13 protein-coding genes are annotated in these 14,776 nt (G+C 64.8%); 7 read left to right on the top strand and 6 right to left on the bottom strand.

Going from position 1 to position 14,776, the window contains the following annotated elements; genetic code table 11:
- Positions 1-3: 3 nt before the first annotated feature.
- A complete protein-coding gene (gene purE, locus AFIDRAFT_RS01800) occupies positions 4-480 on the bottom strand; it encodes a 5-(carboxyamino)imidazole ribonucleotide mutase (RefSeq protein ID WP_009337292.1) in 477 nt (158 codons plus the stop codon).
- A gap of 145 nt (positions 481-625) precedes the next feature.
- Complete coding sequence (locus tag AFIDRAFT_RS01795) at positions 626-832, bottom strand: YdcH family protein (RefSeq protein ID WP_009337291.1); 207 nt, start codon at positions 830-832, stop codon at positions 626-628.
- 250 nt (positions 833-1,082) lie between these two features.
- On the opposite strand from AFIDRAFT_RS01795, the gene AFIDRAFT_RS01790 reads away from it, so the two are divergent.
- Positions 1,083-1,268: a YdcH family protein gene (locus AFIDRAFT_RS01790; protein ID WP_009337290.1), complete on the top strand. Its 186-nt coding sequence runs from the start codon at positions 1,083-1,085 to the stop codon at positions 1,266-1,268.
- Between the two features lie 66 nt (positions 1,269-1,334).
- Here AFIDRAFT_RS01790 and AFIDRAFT_RS01785 read toward each other — a convergent pair whose 3' ends face one another.
- The gene (locus AFIDRAFT_RS01785; RefSeq protein WP_009337289.1) at positions 1,335-2,441 is read right to left on the bottom strand and encodes an NAD(P)/FAD-dependent oxidoreductase; all 1,107 of its coding nucleotides are present in this window, start codon (positions 2,439-2,441) and stop codon (positions 1,335-1,337) included.
- Positions 2,442-2,622: 181 nt separating this feature from the next.
- Between AFIDRAFT_RS01785 and AFIDRAFT_RS01780 the strand changes: the two genes are divergently transcribed.
- The 4 genes from AFIDRAFT_RS01780 to AFIDRAFT_RS01765 all read left to right on the top strand — a co-directional run bounded on the left by AFIDRAFT_RS01780 (position 2,623) and on the right by AFIDRAFT_RS01765 (position 7,927).
- Complete coding sequence (locus AFIDRAFT_RS01780) at positions 2,623-4,956, top strand: putative bifunctional diguanylate cyclase/phosphodiesterase (RefSeq protein ID WP_009337287.1); 2,334 nt, start codon at positions 2,623-2,625, stop codon at positions 4,954-4,956.
- 156 nt (positions 4,957-5,112) lie between these two features.
- Positions 5,113-6,204: an ABC transporter ATP-binding protein gene (locus AFIDRAFT_RS01775; RefSeq protein ID WP_009337285.1), complete on the top strand. Its 1,092-nt coding sequence runs from the start codon at positions 5,113-5,115 to the stop codon at positions 6,202-6,204.
- Positions 6,201-7,112, top strand: a complete 912-nt coding sequence (locus tag AFIDRAFT_RS01770; protein ID WP_009337284.1) for an ABC transporter permease — start codon at positions 6,201-6,203, stop codon at positions 7,110-7,112. Before AFIDRAFT_RS01775 ends, AFIDRAFT_RS01770 begins: the two co-directional genes overlap by 4 nt.
- Positions 7,112-7,927, top strand: coding sequence for an ABC transporter permease (locus AFIDRAFT_RS01765; RefSeq protein WP_009337282.1), 816 nt, complete (start codon positions 7,112-7,114; stop codon positions 7,925-7,927). Before AFIDRAFT_RS01770 ends, AFIDRAFT_RS01765 begins: the two co-directional genes overlap by 1 nt.
- A 1-nt stretch (position 7,928) precedes the next feature.
- Here the strand turns inward: AFIDRAFT_RS01765 and AFIDRAFT_RS01760 are convergent, their stop codons facing one another.
- Together AFIDRAFT_RS01760 and AFIDRAFT_RS01755 are read right to left on the bottom strand one after the other, a co-directional pair.
- Entirely contained in the window at positions 7,929-9,908 is a 1,980-nt protein-coding gene (locus tag AFIDRAFT_RS01760; protein ID WP_009337280.1) for an AsmA family protein, read from the bottom strand.
- Positions 9,905-10,129 (bottom strand): hypothetical protein, encoded by a 225-nt coding sequence (locus AFIDRAFT_RS01755; protein WP_009337279.1) that lies wholly within the window; start codon positions 10,127-10,129, stop codon positions 9,905-9,907. Before AFIDRAFT_RS01755 ends, AFIDRAFT_RS01760 begins: the two co-directional genes overlap by 4 nt.
- Before the next feature lie 105 nt (positions 10,130-10,234).
- Here AFIDRAFT_RS01755 and AFIDRAFT_RS01750 point away from each other — a divergent pair, with 105 nt between their 5' ends.
- Both AFIDRAFT_RS01750 and AFIDRAFT_RS01745 read left to right on the top strand, forming a co-directional pair.
- Positions 10,235-10,936 carry a CoA transferase subunit A gene (locus tag AFIDRAFT_RS01750; protein WP_009337277.1) on the top strand — a complete coding sequence of 234 codons (702 nt, stop codon included), beginning with the start codon at positions 10,235-10,237 and terminating at the stop codon, positions 10,934-10,936.
- A 20-nt stretch (positions 10,937-10,956) separates the two neighbouring features.
- The gene (locus AFIDRAFT_RS01745; protein ID WP_009337275.1) at positions 10,957-11,607 is read left to right on the top strand and encodes a 3-oxoacid CoA-transferase subunit B; all 651 of its coding nucleotides are present in this window, start codon (positions 10,957-10,959) and stop codon (positions 11,605-11,607) included.
- 6 nt (positions 11,608-11,613) lie between these two features.
- On the opposite strand, the gene AFIDRAFT_RS01740 is transcribed toward AFIDRAFT_RS01745, so the two are convergent.
- Positions 11,614-14,739 carry a PAS domain-containing sensor histidine kinase gene (locus tag AFIDRAFT_RS01740; RefSeq protein ID WP_009337273.1) on the bottom strand — a complete coding sequence of 1,042 codons (3,126 nt, stop codon included), beginning with the start codon at positions 14,737-14,739 and terminating at the stop codon, positions 11,614-11,616.
- Between the last annotated feature and the right edge of the window lie 37 nt (positions 14,740-14,776).

Below are 14,776 nucleotides of genomic sequence, written 5' to 3'. Positions count from 1 at the left end.
TCCTTATGGCCGCTCGGAGACGGCGTCGGTTTGTTGCTTGCGCCATGCGGCGAGTTTCGCTGCCAGCGCGCCGTCGGACAGCGCGAGCACGCTGGCGGCCAGAAGCGCTGCATTGATAGCGCCGGCTTTGCCGATCGCCAAGGTTCCAACAGGCACGCCGGCGGGCATTTGCACGATGGAATAAAGGGAATCCATGCCCGACAGCGCCTTGGATTCGACCGGAACACCGAACACCGGCAGTTCGGTCATGGCGGCGGTCATGCCGGGCAGGTGGGCGGCCCCGCCGGCGCCTGCGATCACGACCTTGTAGCCTGCGGCCTTGGCGCCCCTGGCGAAGCTGTAGAGCCGCTCCGGGGTGCGGTGGGCGGATACGATCAGCCGCTCGGAGGCGACGCCGAGGGCGTCCAGCGTCTCGGCGGCGTGCCGCATCGTCTCCCAGTCGGACTTGCTTCCCATGATGATGGCGATTGGGGCGGACATGGCGGCTTGGTTCTCGAAAAATGGCGGAAAGATAAGAATTACAGGAGCGCACCCCTGCCGGGCAACCGCTTTGGGAGGGAGTTGGCGTCATGGTCAATGCCGGGGCACGACAGGCTACCCGGGTTTTCGTGGCGATGGCCGCCGGTCAGGCGATGATGTCGGGGGTGATCTGGTCTTCGAGGAATGAAATCCGGTCGCGCAACTGCAGCTTGCGCTTTTTCAGGCGCTGCAATTGCAGTAGGTCCGGCGCGGGAGAGTGGTGCAAGGCCTCGATTGCGGCATCGAGGTCACGATGCTCCTGTTGCAGCCGTGCCAGCTCGAGAGCGAATTCGTTATTGTCTTGTTCGGCCATGATGATCGACGGCTTGCCGGTATGCGACGCCTAGTTCGTTATCTTCATGGCAGAAAAGGGCGTGCGGGGCCAGCCTTGGGAATTCTTTGGGAAATTTCCGGCCGCATTTTCTAAAATGCGAGCCGTTCCGTTTTCCGGATAACAGGAAGTTTGAATGTGTCGCATCGATCCCAGTCGACAGATCGCAATTGCGATGTACAATCTTCCGTTCGACCTCGTATCTGACATCCACGGAAGAAGGAGACTTCTAATGGCGATTCAGGCGCATCTCGTTGAACTGGAGCGTAAGCACCGTATTCTCGAAGGCGAACTCCACGAGGCTTTGAAGAATCTCGCGACGGACGATGTGCGTATTGGCGAACTGAAGCGGCGCAAACTGCTGCTCAAGGACCAGATCGAACGCCTGAAGGCGTCCTGCGGCCAGACGCTGCACTGATTTCCCGCCTTCCCTTTTTCAGGACTTCAACAACCCGACGTGAAGGCTCTTCACCTGCCTGCCGCTTCAGTGCGGCGAGGTGAGGGCCCGTACGTCTTCTGCGATCGCAAGCGATGCAGTCAGTCCCGGCGATTCGATACCGAACAAGCTGACGAGTCCCGGAACGCCGTGGCTCTGCGCGCCTTGGATCACGAAATCCTGCGCGGCGGCGCCGGGCGGGACGATTTTGGGCCGGATGCCTGAATAGGCCGGCACCAGCGCGCCATCCGGCAGATCCGGCCAATAGCGCCGGATCGCCGGATAGAAACGCTCCGCGCGCTTCGGATCGACATCATAGGCGAGCGTCTCCACCCATTCGACGTCGGGGCCGAATCGCCCCGCGCCGCCGATGTCGAGCGTGAGATGCACACCGAGGCCGCCCGGCTCGGGCAGCGGATAAATCAGGCGCGAGAACGGTACGCGCGTCGTGCAGGCGAAGTAATTGCCTTTGGCGTAGTAGGCCGTGGGAATGTGTTCGGGCGGCAATCCTGCGATGGCGCGGGCCACCTCCGGCGCGCTCAGTCCGGCCGCGTTGATGAGAAGATCGCAGCCGAGCGTCATTGGCGCATCGCCGCCGATCTCGACCACGAATCCGTCACCGTCGCGCCGCGCCCTCACGAGCGGAGCGTGAAAGGCGAACGCCGCGCGCGCCTGCTCGGCATCGCCGCGCAAGGCGAGCATCAGCGCGTGGCTGTCGACGATGCCGGTCGAAGGCGAATGCAGCGCGCCGGTGCAGTTCAGCGCGGGCTCTCTGGCATGCGCTTCCTCTGCGCTCAACGTGACGAGATCGGTGACGCCGTTGGCCTCGGCGCGTGCGCGGATCGCGGCCAGTCTGTCGGATTCGTCGGAGCCGGTGGCGACGATGAACTTGCCGCAGCGCCGGTATGGCACGCCGTGGTCCTCGCAATAGCGATACAGCATTTGCCGGCCGGCGACGCACAGCCGCGCCATGGCGCTGCCTGCGGGATAATAGATACCCGCGTGGATCACTTCCGAATTGCGCGAAGACGTGCCGGTGCCGATGTCGCCAGCCGCCTCGACCACGATCACTTCGCGCCCGGCCAGTGCGAGCGCGCGCGCCACCGCGAGGCCTACGACGCCTGCGCCGGCGACGATGCATTCAACGCGATCCATGCATGCTCCGGTGAGGCGTTTCCGTCATAGGCGTTCGCGGCTTCGGGCCGATTAGGATTTCATTAAGCATGACGAACCAATTGCTCGGGCGGAAGTGATAAATCGCGACCGCGAGGGTACGCGTTTACCCAATTCATACCGCTGCAACCAGAGAGTGTCGCCCGTCAATCCACGGGTTATCATGGACGTCTGGCGCAGGATCATCAGAACGGGGGCCATCCGCTTCTCCGGCGGGTTGGGTTTGGTTGTCGCGCTGTCGATGATGACCGCCCCGGTTGCCCATGCGGTGACCGACGCCGAAGTCGCGGCCGGCTTCAGCGGTGTGGATCAAGGGTCCCTGACTTTTCAAGTCGTGGTCGACGGTCTGCTCGTCATTCTGATCCTGCTGGCGATGTTCGTCTGGGTGATGTCAGCGCTGCGCCGTGCTCGCCGGATCAATGCGCGCCGTGAATTCTTCGTCTCCTCCGCGCTCAACAATCTGTCGCAAGGCATTGTCATCACCAATGCGCGGCAGGTGGTCACGTATTGCAACGACCGCTATCTGCAACTCTATGGCCTGTCGCGTTCCGATCTTCGCAAGAACATGACGCGGTTCGAACTCATGGAGCTTCGCAAGGCGCGTGGGATGCTGGCGGAAGACGTCGAGACCTATTGGCGGGACTCCATGGCGCCCGAAGGCTACATGAATGTGCTGCCGGATGGGCGGCGTATTCGCATGAAGAAGGAGACGCTTGCCAACGGCGGCATTGTCGCCACGCACGAGGATTGCACCGAGGAGGGCAGGCTCTCGGAGGAGTTGGCCTCGACCAAGCGATTCCTGGAGATGGTGCTCGACAACATCCCCTCCGCCGTCATGGTCAAGCGCATCAAGGATGGCAAGTTCGTGCTCGCTAACCGCGCGGCCGAGACCATCCTGAACCGCAAGCGCGATGCCATCATCAACCAGACGGTGATGGAGGTTCATCCGGAGGCTGCGGCGAAGTTTGTGCTCCAGCGCGACGACGCCGCGATCAAGCAGGGCGGCCTCGTCACCGAAGAACATCCGATCCCGACCGACAACGGCCTGCGCCTGTTTGCCACGCGCCGCGTCACCGTCACCGATGAGGCGGGCAATCCGCAATATCTCATCAAGACCAGCGACGACATCACCGACCGGCGCGAGACGGAATCGCGCATGGCGCACATGGCCTATCATGACGGCCTCACCGGCATGCCGAACCGCGCCGCGTTCCTGCAGGCGCTGGCGCAGCTGATCGACGCCTGCGACGGCACCAATGAGGAATTCGCGGTGCTGTCGATGGACCTCGACCGCTTCAAGGAAGTCAACGACGTGTTCGGCCACGAGATCGGCGACAAGCTGCTGATCGAAGTGACCAAGCGGCTTGAGAAAGCGGCGGGCGCCGGCGTGGTCGCGCGGCTCGGCGGTGACGAATACGGCATGATCATCGATGGCGAGCAGCCGACGGCTGCGTGGAAGCTCGCCGAAACCGTCGCTCGGATGATTTCGCAGGAATTCGAGATCGACGGCAAGACCCTGCGCATCGGCGTCACCGCGGGAATCTCGATCTTCCCGCGCAACGGCCGCGACGGCGCGGCGCTGCTGGCGAATGCCGGCGCGGCGCTAAGTCGTGCCAAGGCCAAGTCACGCGGTTCGATCGTGTTCTACGAAGCCGAAATGGATCAGCAGATTCGCGATCGGAGGGCGCTCCATCAGGAACTCCACAACGCGCTGCGCAAGGGCGAATTGACGCTGCACTACCAGCCGCTGGCGCGGGCGCGCCATACCCTGAGCGGCGACGACGTGACGGGCTTCGAGACGCTGGTGCGCTGGGTACATCCGACGCGCGGCTTCGTGCCGCCGGCCGATTTCATTCCGCTCGCCGAGGAAAGCGGCCTGATCGTCGAACTGGGCGAATGGATTCTGCGCGAAGCCTGCCGCGAGGCGGCCTCGTGGCCGCGTCATCTGCAAATCGCTGTCAACCTGTCGCCTGTGCAGTTCATGCACGGCGATCTGGTCGGGCTTGTCCACTCGATCCTGCTGGAGACGGGTCTCACCCCGGGCCGGCTCGAGCTCGAAATCACTGAAGGCGTGCTGATCGACGATTTCGAGCGCAGCCTGTTGCTGCTGCGCCGCCTGAAGGCGCTCGGCGTGCGCATCGCGATGGATGATTTCGGTTCGGGCTATTCGTCGCTGACCTATCTGCAGGCGTTCCCGTTCGACAAGATCAAGATCGACCGCGCCTTCGTCATGAATCTCGGCCGCAACCAGCAGTCCTCGGCGATCATCCGCTCGGTGATCGGACTCGGCCATGGCCTCGACATTTCCATCGTTGCCGAGGGTGTCGAGACGCAGGACCAGTTGAGCTTCCTTGCGGTGGAAGCCTGCGATCAGGTCCAGGGCTATTTCCTCGGCAAGCCCGCGCCGATCGCGCAGTACGACGCCTGGGTGGGGCGGAAGCCCCATGTCGAAGTCGAGCCCGGCAGCAACGTCGTCACCATCCGCCGGGTCAGCTAGTTTTCATTCCCTTGTCTGAGCGCGCGTCGGGTGGCCGCGGCCGCCCGGCTTGACAATGCGCACAGTGATGCCAAGAGCATGGACGTTTTGGTTTGGCGCGCGGCCTGAAAAGGCCATCGGGGCGGGAGTTCGCGATCAAATGCGGAATGGATTCTCATGAGCGGTGCTGCATCTGCGCCGCTGATGCGCATCGAGACTGTCAGCAAACGGTTCGGTGGCTTTACCGCGGTCGATGGCGTGTCGCTCCAGATCGGGGCCGGGGAGTTCTTCGCGCTGCTCGGCCCGAGCGGCTGCGGCAAGACCACGCTGCTACGGATGCTGGCCGGATTCGAGATGCCGGACGAAGGCGGCATCTGGCTCGATGGCGAGAACATCGCCGAGGTGCCGCCGCATCTGCGCCCCGTGAACATGATGTTCCAGAATTACGCGCTATTTCCGCACCTCAGCGTCGAGGCCAACATTGCCTTCGGCCTGAAGCGGGCGGGACTAGCCAAAGACGAGATCGCTGCGCGCGTCGCGGAGATGGTGGCGTTGGTGCGGCTGCAAGGGCTGGAGCGGCGCAAGCCGGATCAGTTGTCCGGCGGTCAGCGTCAGCGTGTGGCGCTGGCGCGCGCATTGGCGCGGCGGCCGCGCCTGTTGCTGCTCGACGAGCCGCTCGCGGCGCTGGACAAGAAGCTGCGCGCCGAGACGCAGGCCGAACTCATTCAGGTGCAGCGCCGCCTTGGCATGTCCTTCATCATCGTCACCCACGATCAGGAGGAGGCGATGACGCTGGCCGACCGGATCGGCGTCATGAACCAGGGGCGTCTGGTGCAGGTCGCGGCGCCGCGTACGCTGTACGAGCGGCCGGACACGCGCTGGATCGCGGGCTTCGTCGGCGAGATCAATCTGTTCGCGGGGCAGGTGATGTCGCAAGGTAGCGGCTGCGTGACCGTTGCGACACCGTCCGCAGGCGTGCTTCGCGTCGCGGGCGAGGTGGCGGCCGGGCAGGCGGTCACGATCGCGGTACGGCCCGAGAAGCTGTCGCTCTCGCATGACATGTCCTCGGGCGAGGTCAATGCGCAGCCCGGAGAAGTTGTCGATGCCGATTATCTCGGCGGCTTCACGCGGTATCGCGTGAAACTCGCGGGTGGCGATGTCGTTCAGGTCGCGCGCGCCAATGCGGCCGGCAGCGAGGTTGCGTTCGAGGCCGGGCAGCAGGTGATGGTGTCGTTCGCGCCGGAAGACGCGGTGGTGCTGACACAATGAAAAGCCGCCGCATCTTCACCCGCCCGGCACGGATCGCCGCCATCGCACCCTATATCTGGATGACGCTGTTCTTCCTGGTGCCGTTCGGCTTCGTGCTGAAGATCGCGCTGTCGCAGACCGTGATCGCGCAGCCGCCTTATGCGCCGACCTTCGATCTGTTCGGAGGGTGGAGCGTCTTTCGCGACAGCCTGTCGAAACTCTCGCTCGACAATTTCTATCTGCTCGCCTCCGACGACATTTATATCTTCTCCTACCTGCGCAGCGTCACCGTGGCGCTGGTCTCGACCGCGATCCTGCTCGTGATTGGCTATCCGGTCGCCTATGCGATGTCGCGGCTGCCGCAACGCTGGCAGGGCATCGCGATGATGCTGGTGGTGGTGCCGTTCTGGACCTCGTTCCTGATCCGCATCTATGCCTGGATCAATATCCTCCAGCATGATGGGCTTCTGAACTCGCTGCTGCTGACGCTGCATCTCATCGACCGCCCGGTGCCGTGGCTGTCGACCGACAGCGCGATGTATCTCGGCATCGTCTATTCCTATTTCCCGTTCATGATCCTGCCGCTGTTCGCGACGCTGTCGAAGATGGACGGATCGCTGCTCGAAGCGGCAGCCGATCTCGGCTGCTCGCGGCTGAAGGCGTTCTGGCTCGTCACCGTGCCGCTGTCGCTGCCCGGCATCGCGGCGGGTGCGCTGTTGTGCTTCATCCCCATCGCGGGCGAGTTCGTGATCCCCGATCTGCTCGCTGGCTCCGACAATATGATGATCGGGCAGACGTTGTGGCTGGAATTCTTCACCAACCGCGACTGGCCCGTGGCCTCGACCATTGCCGTCGTGCTGCTGGTGCTGCTGCTCGCGCCGCTTCTGGTCTACGAGCACATCCAGCGCAAGCAGTTGGAGAGCCGCTGATGGCGCACGCGTTGAACAAACCTTCGGCGGTAAATGTCGCAGCCCTCGCGCTGGGGCTGGCGTTCCTGTACCTGCCGATCGTCATTCTCGTGATCTATTCGTTCAACGCCTCGCGCCTCGTCACGGTGTGGGGCGGCTGGTCCCTGAAATGGTATCGCGAGCTGTTCAGCAACGACGCGATGCTGTCGGCGGCGTGGATGAGTCTGCGTGTCGGCGTGGTGTCGGCGTCTCTCGCGACATTGCTCGGCACGCTGGCGGCGGTGGCGCTGTCGCGGGGCGGGCGTTTCCGTGGCCGCACGCTGTTCTCCGGCATGCTGTATGCGCCGCTGGTGATGCCTGAAGTCATTACCGGGCTGTCGCTGCTTCTGCTGTTCGTCGCCACCAATGCCGGTCGCGGCTTCTGGACCGTCACCATTGCCCACACCACGTTGACGATGTGCTTTGTCGCGGTGGTGGTGCAGGCGCGCCTGAACGGGCTCGACCGCAGTCTGGAAGAAGCGGCGATGGATCTCGGTTGTAGCCCGGCGCGGGCATTTACGTCCGTGACGCTGCCCCTGATCTGGCCGTCGATTGCGGCAGGCTGGATGCTGGCCTTCACGCTGTCGCTCGATGATCTGGTGATCGCGAGTTTCACCACGGGGCCGGGCTCATCGACGCTGCCGATCCGGATCTATTCGGAGGTGCGGCTCGGCGTGAAGCCGGAGATCAACGCGATCTGCACGCTGATCGTGGCATTCGTCGCGATGGTGATCGTGGCGGCCTCGCTGGCCTCGAAACTGTCGAGCGACCGCGGCGAGAACGCAGCCCCGCTCTAGATCAGTTGGATGGTGGCGCGGCGGGCGCCGCCGGTGCTTGCGCCGCGGGCGGCGTGGCAGGAGCGGGTGAAGGCGCCGCGGCAGGGGCCTCCGGCGCGGATTTCTTGGCCCCCGACAGCCGTTCGATCACCGCTTTCACGGCATCTCGCGCCTTGTGGTCCTTGAGCGAGTCGAGCAGCGGCGCGGTCACGGTCGAGCGGCGGATCAGGATGTCGGAATCCGGCAGGATCAACGGATCGTCCCACGGCCCCTGCACCACGAACGGCAACTGGAATTCCGGTGGCGCGCCGTTCGCCGCTTTCAGCGCGGCAGTGCCTTTCAGATCGTATTCGCGCGAGGGGATCGAAGCGTCGCCCGTGAGTGTCACGCGCGTCGCTGGTCCGTCGAGCGCGATGTCGTCCGCATGCGCCATGCCGTCATTGATGGTGACGGCGATCCGTAGCGTATCGAACGGCGTCGTGCCGCTGCGGAAGCTTCCCGTGCCGGACAATGGCCGCCGCTCCAGCCGCCGCAGCAATTGTTCGATGTTGAAACCGGAGAGCGCGCCGTCGTGCGCCGTCAGCACGGCGCTGCCGTCGAGCGTCTGCGTCAGCGCGAAGGCGCTCGCGCCCTGCGCTTCCAGCGTCAGATTGAGGTCGCCCCGGCCGCGCAGCGAGCGGATGTCGAACAGTTCGGCCCCGCCAGCCTCGAGGTCGACATCGGTGAATCCGAACTGCGCCTTGACGTTGGCGCCGTCATCGATCCGGCTGACGGAGAGCGAGCCTCTGGCGATGCCGCCAAACATCTGCGCTTCGCCGATCGAGAGCGCCAGCGTGCCGTTGCGCACGTTCGCGCCGAACGCGGTGCGCCCCAGCCGCGAGGAACCGATGGTGACCTTCGCCGCCGAGAGGCGGATGTCGAGACTGGTTTCCGATAGCGCCCGCAGATCGAAGGCTTGCCTGTTCCATTCGTGCGCCCCCGCGAGCAGGCGGATGGTCCCGAGATAGGGTGTGAGATCGAGCGTATCGGCGGCCAGCGTGCCTTGCAGGGTCTGCTGGCCGGTGCTGCCGTTGAAGGTCAGCACGCCTTCGGCGGCGTTGCCGTCGAGCGAGGTGGTGACATTGGTCAGCGCCACGGAATTGCCGACCACGTTGGCGCGGGCTTTCAGTGAGAACGGACCAAATCCGTTGCTGCCCGGCAGTTCATGTCCGGCCCAGCGCGTCAGGCCGCGCAGCGAAGCGGTGCTGGCGGTCAGCGTGCCGTCGAGCAGCAGGCTCGAGCGGTTGGTCATGGTGCCATCGAACGACAGTTTCAGCGGCGTGCCGGAGAGTTTGACCTTCAGGCCGGATTTCTCGCCGCCCACGGCTGCGATAAAATCGGCGATCGTGAAGCTGCCGTCGAGTTGCTCGTTATGCCAGGTCGCCTGGCCTTGCAGGGAGAAGCTGCGCGAGCCGGACGGCAGCGAGATCGTAAGGTCGATGCCGCCCACCGTTTCATTCGCCTGGTTCTTAGCGTTGCGATAGGCGAGGGTGCCGTCGGAAATCTTGACGTCGGAAAACCACACGTCGCGCGTGGCGGCGGGCTTCACCGCGCGGGCGAAGGTCTGCACGATCGGTGCCCAGTTGGAATGGCCGTCCTTGTCGACGGTCACGCGGATACGCGGCGCATGCAGCGCTACGTCGGTGACGCGGGTGTGTCCGGCGATCAGCCCGAACAGGCTGAGCCGCGCCTGAAGCTGGTCGGTGCTGAGCGGCGCGTCGTGATCCGCGTTGCCCTTCAGGGCGACGCCGTGGAGAACAACCCGCGCGGAAGGAAATAACGAAACGTCGGTCTTGCCGGTGACGACAAGCTCAAGTCCGGTGGCATCGCGAATCTGCGTTTCGACGGCCTGCCGCACGGCATTGCGATCGATAAACCACGAGCTTGCGAGAAGTCCCGCCAGCACGGCGCCGAGGACGATCGCCACGGACAAAGCAAGGCGTCTGATCGCGTGCGGTGTCAAATAGAACGATCCGGTTCGATGTCATGATTGCGGGCGATCCACAAGGCCGCCCCGGCCGCGCGCAACTTGATCCGTTTTCTTGACGCTTTCAAGGCTTGAAGGGCTTTTGCCACACCCCGCCGCAGGCCCATGCCCTCGAAAGGGGACATCACCTGGTCATGAAAGCGGCCGATCTTGAGAGGGTCCCTGATACGCTCTCTGATACGGTCCTGGGCCGTCATCGGGGAGCCTGCCTATTTTTGCTCAATTGACGGCTTTTCCGGATTGCGCCTAAGAACGTCGTCAGCCCGGCGGGTTGCCGTCGTGTCCATTGGAATGGGTTGCACATGAACAAGGTATATCCCGACGCCAAATCGGCGCTGGAAGGCACGCTCCGCGATGGCATGATGATCATGTCCGGCGGTTTCGGTCTGTGCGGTATCGCCGAAACGCTGGCGAACGCGATCTGCGACAGCGGGGTGAAGAACCTCACGGTGGTGTCGAACAATGCCGCCGTCGACGGCATCGGCTTAGGCAAGATGCTGGAAAAGAAGCAGATCAGAAAAATGATCTCCTCCTATGTCGGCGAGAACAAGACGTTTGCGCAGATGTTCCTGGCGGGCGAACTCGAGCTTGAATTCAATCCGCAGGGCACGCTGGCCGAGCGCATCCGCGCGGGCGGCGCGGGCATCCCGGCCTTCTACACCAAGACCGGCGTCGGCACGCTGGCGGCGGAAGGCAAGGAGCTGAAGGACTTCGACGGCGAGACCTATGTGATGGAGCGCGCGCTGTTCGCGGATCTCTCCATCGTCCACGCCTGGAAGGGCGACACCGCCGGCAACCTGATCTATCGAAAGACCGCGCGCAACTTCAACCCGATGATGGCGACCGCCTCGCGCATGACGGTGGCGGAAGTCGAGCATCTGGTGCCCGCGGGCGAACTCGATCCCGACCAGATCCACACGCCCGGCATTTTCGTCAAGCGCATCGTCGCGGTCGACCCCAAGCTGAAACATATCGAGCAGCGCACCGTGCGCCAGCGCGCTTAATACTTCTCAGGAGAACCATCATGGCATGGACCCGCGAACAGATGGCCGCGCGCGCCGCAAAGGAATTGCGCGACGGCTTCTACGTCAATCTCGGCATCGGCATTCCGACGCTGGTGTCGAACTACATTCCCGAGGGCATCGACGTTGCGCTCCAGAGCGAGAACGGCATGCTCGGCACCGGCCCGTTCCCCTATGCGGGCGAGGAAGACCCCGACCTTATCAATGCCGGCAAGCAGACCGTCACCGAACTGCCGGACACCAGCTATTTCTCCAGCGCGGATTCGTTCGGCATGATCCGCGGCGGCCACATCGATCTGTCGATCCTCGGCGCGATGCAGGTCGCGGAGAACGGGGATCTCGCCAACTGGATGATCCCCGGCAAGATGGTGAAGGGTATGGGCGGCGCGATGGATCTCGTCGCGGGCGTCAAGCGCGTCGTCGTGGTGATGGAGCATTCCGCCAAGGACGGCCCGAAGCTCTTGCACAAGTGCACGCTGCCGCTGACCGGCCAGAAGGTGGTCGATCTCGTCGTCACCGATCTCGCGGTGTTCACCATCGACAAGCACGGCACGGGCGGCATGACGCTGATCGAACTGGCCGACGGCGTGACGCTCGATGACGTGAAGGCGAAGACCGAGGCCGACTACAAGGTGGCGCTCAAGGGCGGGTGAGAGCCCTTACGCCGTCGCGGCGGCCTGCGAGAACACCACCTCGATCAGCGTGCCGGTGTTCGGCGAGCTCCTGAGATGGAAGCGGCCGCGATTGGCCTCCACCAGCGCTTTCGCAAGCGACAGGTTGGCGCCGTTGCCTGCGGCCACTTCGTCCGTGGGCGAGGGCGTACGGAATGGTGCCATCGCCGCCGCGATTTCGTTGTCGTTCATGCCGTGGCCGGTGTCGCGGATGCGCAGCGCCACTTCACCAAGGTCGTTGAGCGCGGTCGAGACGATCACCTGTCCGCCCGCATTGGCAAGACGGATCGCGCAGCCGATCAGGGTGAGCGCGATCTGGCGCAGCGCCCGCGCGTCGGCCTGGATGTTCGGCAGGCCGTGCGTCAGTGAGGAGCGGATGATGATGCGCTCGCGGTTGGCCTGCGGCTGCATCACGCCGACGCATTGTTCGACCAGCGCGTTGAGATCCTGACTGGCGAATTCGAGATCGAGCTTGCCGGATTCGATCCGCGACAGGTCCAGCATGTCATCGATGATGGAAATCACGCGTTCGCCGGACGCGCGAATGTCCTTCATGTAATCGGCGTAGCGCTCGTTGCCGAGCGCGCCGAATCGTTCCTCGATCATGACGTCGGCGAAGCCGATAATGGCGTTGACCGGCGCGCGCACCTCGTGGCTGAGGCGGGCGAGCAGATCGGCCTTGGCGTTGGCGGCGCGTTCATCCGCACGTTTGTCCTGATCGGGAGCGCGGAGCGCGGGAGCGGCGGGTGGCTTGTCGCGGAACACCGCGAAGTAACGCGGGCGATCCGGGCGAGTGCGTCCCATTGTGACCGAAAGCGCCATCGCGCCGCCATCGGGCGCGCGGCCGAGCACGTCGCGGCCCTGTTCGAACAGGCCCTGCATGGCGCCGGACTTGATGCCTTCGAGATAGTCGAGAACCGCGCGCTGGCTTTCCGGCGCGAACAGTTCGATCAGATTGTGGCCCTCGAGTCCGTCGCGGCCGAACAACGCTTCGGCGCTGCGGTTGCAGGCGATGATGCCGCCGTCGCTGTCGAACATCATGACGCCTTCGGCGGTGGTCTCGAGAATGGTCGCGAGTTCGTCGGATTCGATCAGGTCGCCGGCGCGCGGCAGCGGTTCGGCGGCGACGGGGATGGCATAATCCGTCTGCGCTGGCGCAACCGGCGGCGACAGGATCAGCGCAAGCGCATTTTCACCTTCCCAGTCGACGGTGTGCAGCCTGGCGTCAAGCGCCTGATGCGCGCCCATCGACACGGTGGACACCTTGATCGGCGTGCCTTCGCCGGATGCGTCCGTGTCCGCGACCCCGGACCCGACATAGAGCGCACCGAGGCCGCCATCCTTGTTGAGGGCATTGAGCGTCGCGTAGCCGGTGGCGGCGAGGAAAGCGTTATTGGCGTAGAGCAGGCGGTCGGCGCGATACACCAGCACGCCCGATGGCAACTGATCGTAGAGCGAGGTGTTCTGCGGCGCACGCGCGACGGGCGAGAGTTGCGCGGGCGGCACTTCGATCTCGTCTTCCCCGGATTCGAAAATCATGTCGTCGTGCGGCTGCGCGGCGGAACTGTCGTTGGCCTGTTCTTCCTCATGCAGGGCGCTGAGCCGCCGCTCGGTTTCATGCTCGAGCCGTTCGGACAATTGCCGCGCCAGTTCCTGAAATGCGTTGTTCTCGCCGGGCGTCAGCACGGGCGGCCGCGCGTCGTCATTGGCGGCGCGGAACGGCACGACGTTGGGCGGCGTCTCGCTGCCTTCGGTCTCGGCCGGTTCACCGAACGCAGTCTCGGTCTGCGGCGCGGTGGCTTCCGGCGCGGGAGGCTCGGGGCTTGCCGCGGTGGGCGCCGGCGTCTCGAGCGGCGCGGGCGATGAGCCGAACAGCGTGTCGTGGCGGCGTTGCGCGGCGACGCGGGTGAGGCCGTCGAGATCGCGGCAGATGCCGAAGCCACGATAGCCCGCGAACGCATGGTCGCGGCCAAAGATCGGCAGGCCCGACATCTCGACCGGCAGCCGTCCGGCAAGGCCGTCCGCGGGCCATTGCAGCAGGATGTTGCTGAAGGTGTCGCGCGTTGCGATCGCGTGCGCTACGCGGTTCTCGGGATCGAGCGCCAGCGCCGCATTGACCTCGCTCCAGAGCCGGCCGAACGCGGCGGTGGTCTGCGCACCGATTAGATGCGTGAATTCGCCCGCGCCGAACGAGAAGCGGCCTTCGGCATCCATCGCCCAGGTGAAGCGCAGCGGATGCCGCCGCCGCTGTCCGGCGAGATCGTCCGGCAGCGGAATCAACTCCGGCGCGGCTGCGGGCGATGTCTCGGGAGGGCTATCGGGCCCCACGCTGTCATCCATGAACAACTCGTTCGGCAAAGAGGGCGCGGCCGGCTCAGACGCGGCCGGCGCGTGCATGGGGACAACCTCGCCCGCCGGGGCCGGTTCGACAACAGGAACCGGGGCTGCGTCAACGGGTTTGTCGGGGCGCGGTCGCGCGGCCAGCCCCTGCAGCAGCACGATGAGCGCGGTTTCCGGCTCCGCGCCTGCGCGATGAACGATCGCGCGGCCGAGTGGCGTCTCGATTGTGGAGCCCTGCTCGGGAAAATGCGTCGGGAGCGCGATCCCGGCAAGCTCACGAATGGTGTCGTCATGCGCGCGGGCTGCGGCGTTGGCGGCTTCGAGATGCCCGTTCACGAAGGCCACGGCGGGCCCTTCTAGGCCCTCGATCAGCGCCATCAGACGCTCCGGGAAAGGCGACACCCGTCCGCCCGGCTGCTCGGCGGCGATGAGAATGCCGCTCTCGCCGTTGAGCGAAATCCGCGCGCAGCCGCATGTCATCAGGCCGCCGAGATGCGCGCCAAATCCGCGCAGCCGCTCCAGCCGCAACGCGCCGGATGGCGCAAGGATGGAGGCCAGTTGTTTCACCTGACGGCGGTACGGGTCGGCGGGCCCGAATGCGTGCGCGAGCAGCGTGTCGTCGCTCGGCGCGCGGAAGAACGCGCGGCCCGCAGCGTTGGCCCAGAGCAGGCGATTGCCTGCTTCGGACCAGACCCAGGCGGGCGCGGCGCTCAGACAAAATGTCGAGAGCCGGCTGTTGCGGATGGCCTGCAAGGAAAACTCGGCTCTGGGCAACGCTTGAAATCCTGCTCCGGAAAGAAATTCGGCTGAT

Origin of the sequence: Afipia sp. 1NLS2, from assembly GCF_000178995.1 — a bacterium.
Lineage (GTDB): Bacteria > Pseudomonadota > Alphaproteobacteria > Rhizobiales > Xanthobacteraceae > Afipia.
Note: the sequence above shows the minus strand (reverse complement) of the source record. Positions and strands in the feature narration are given on the sequence as shown.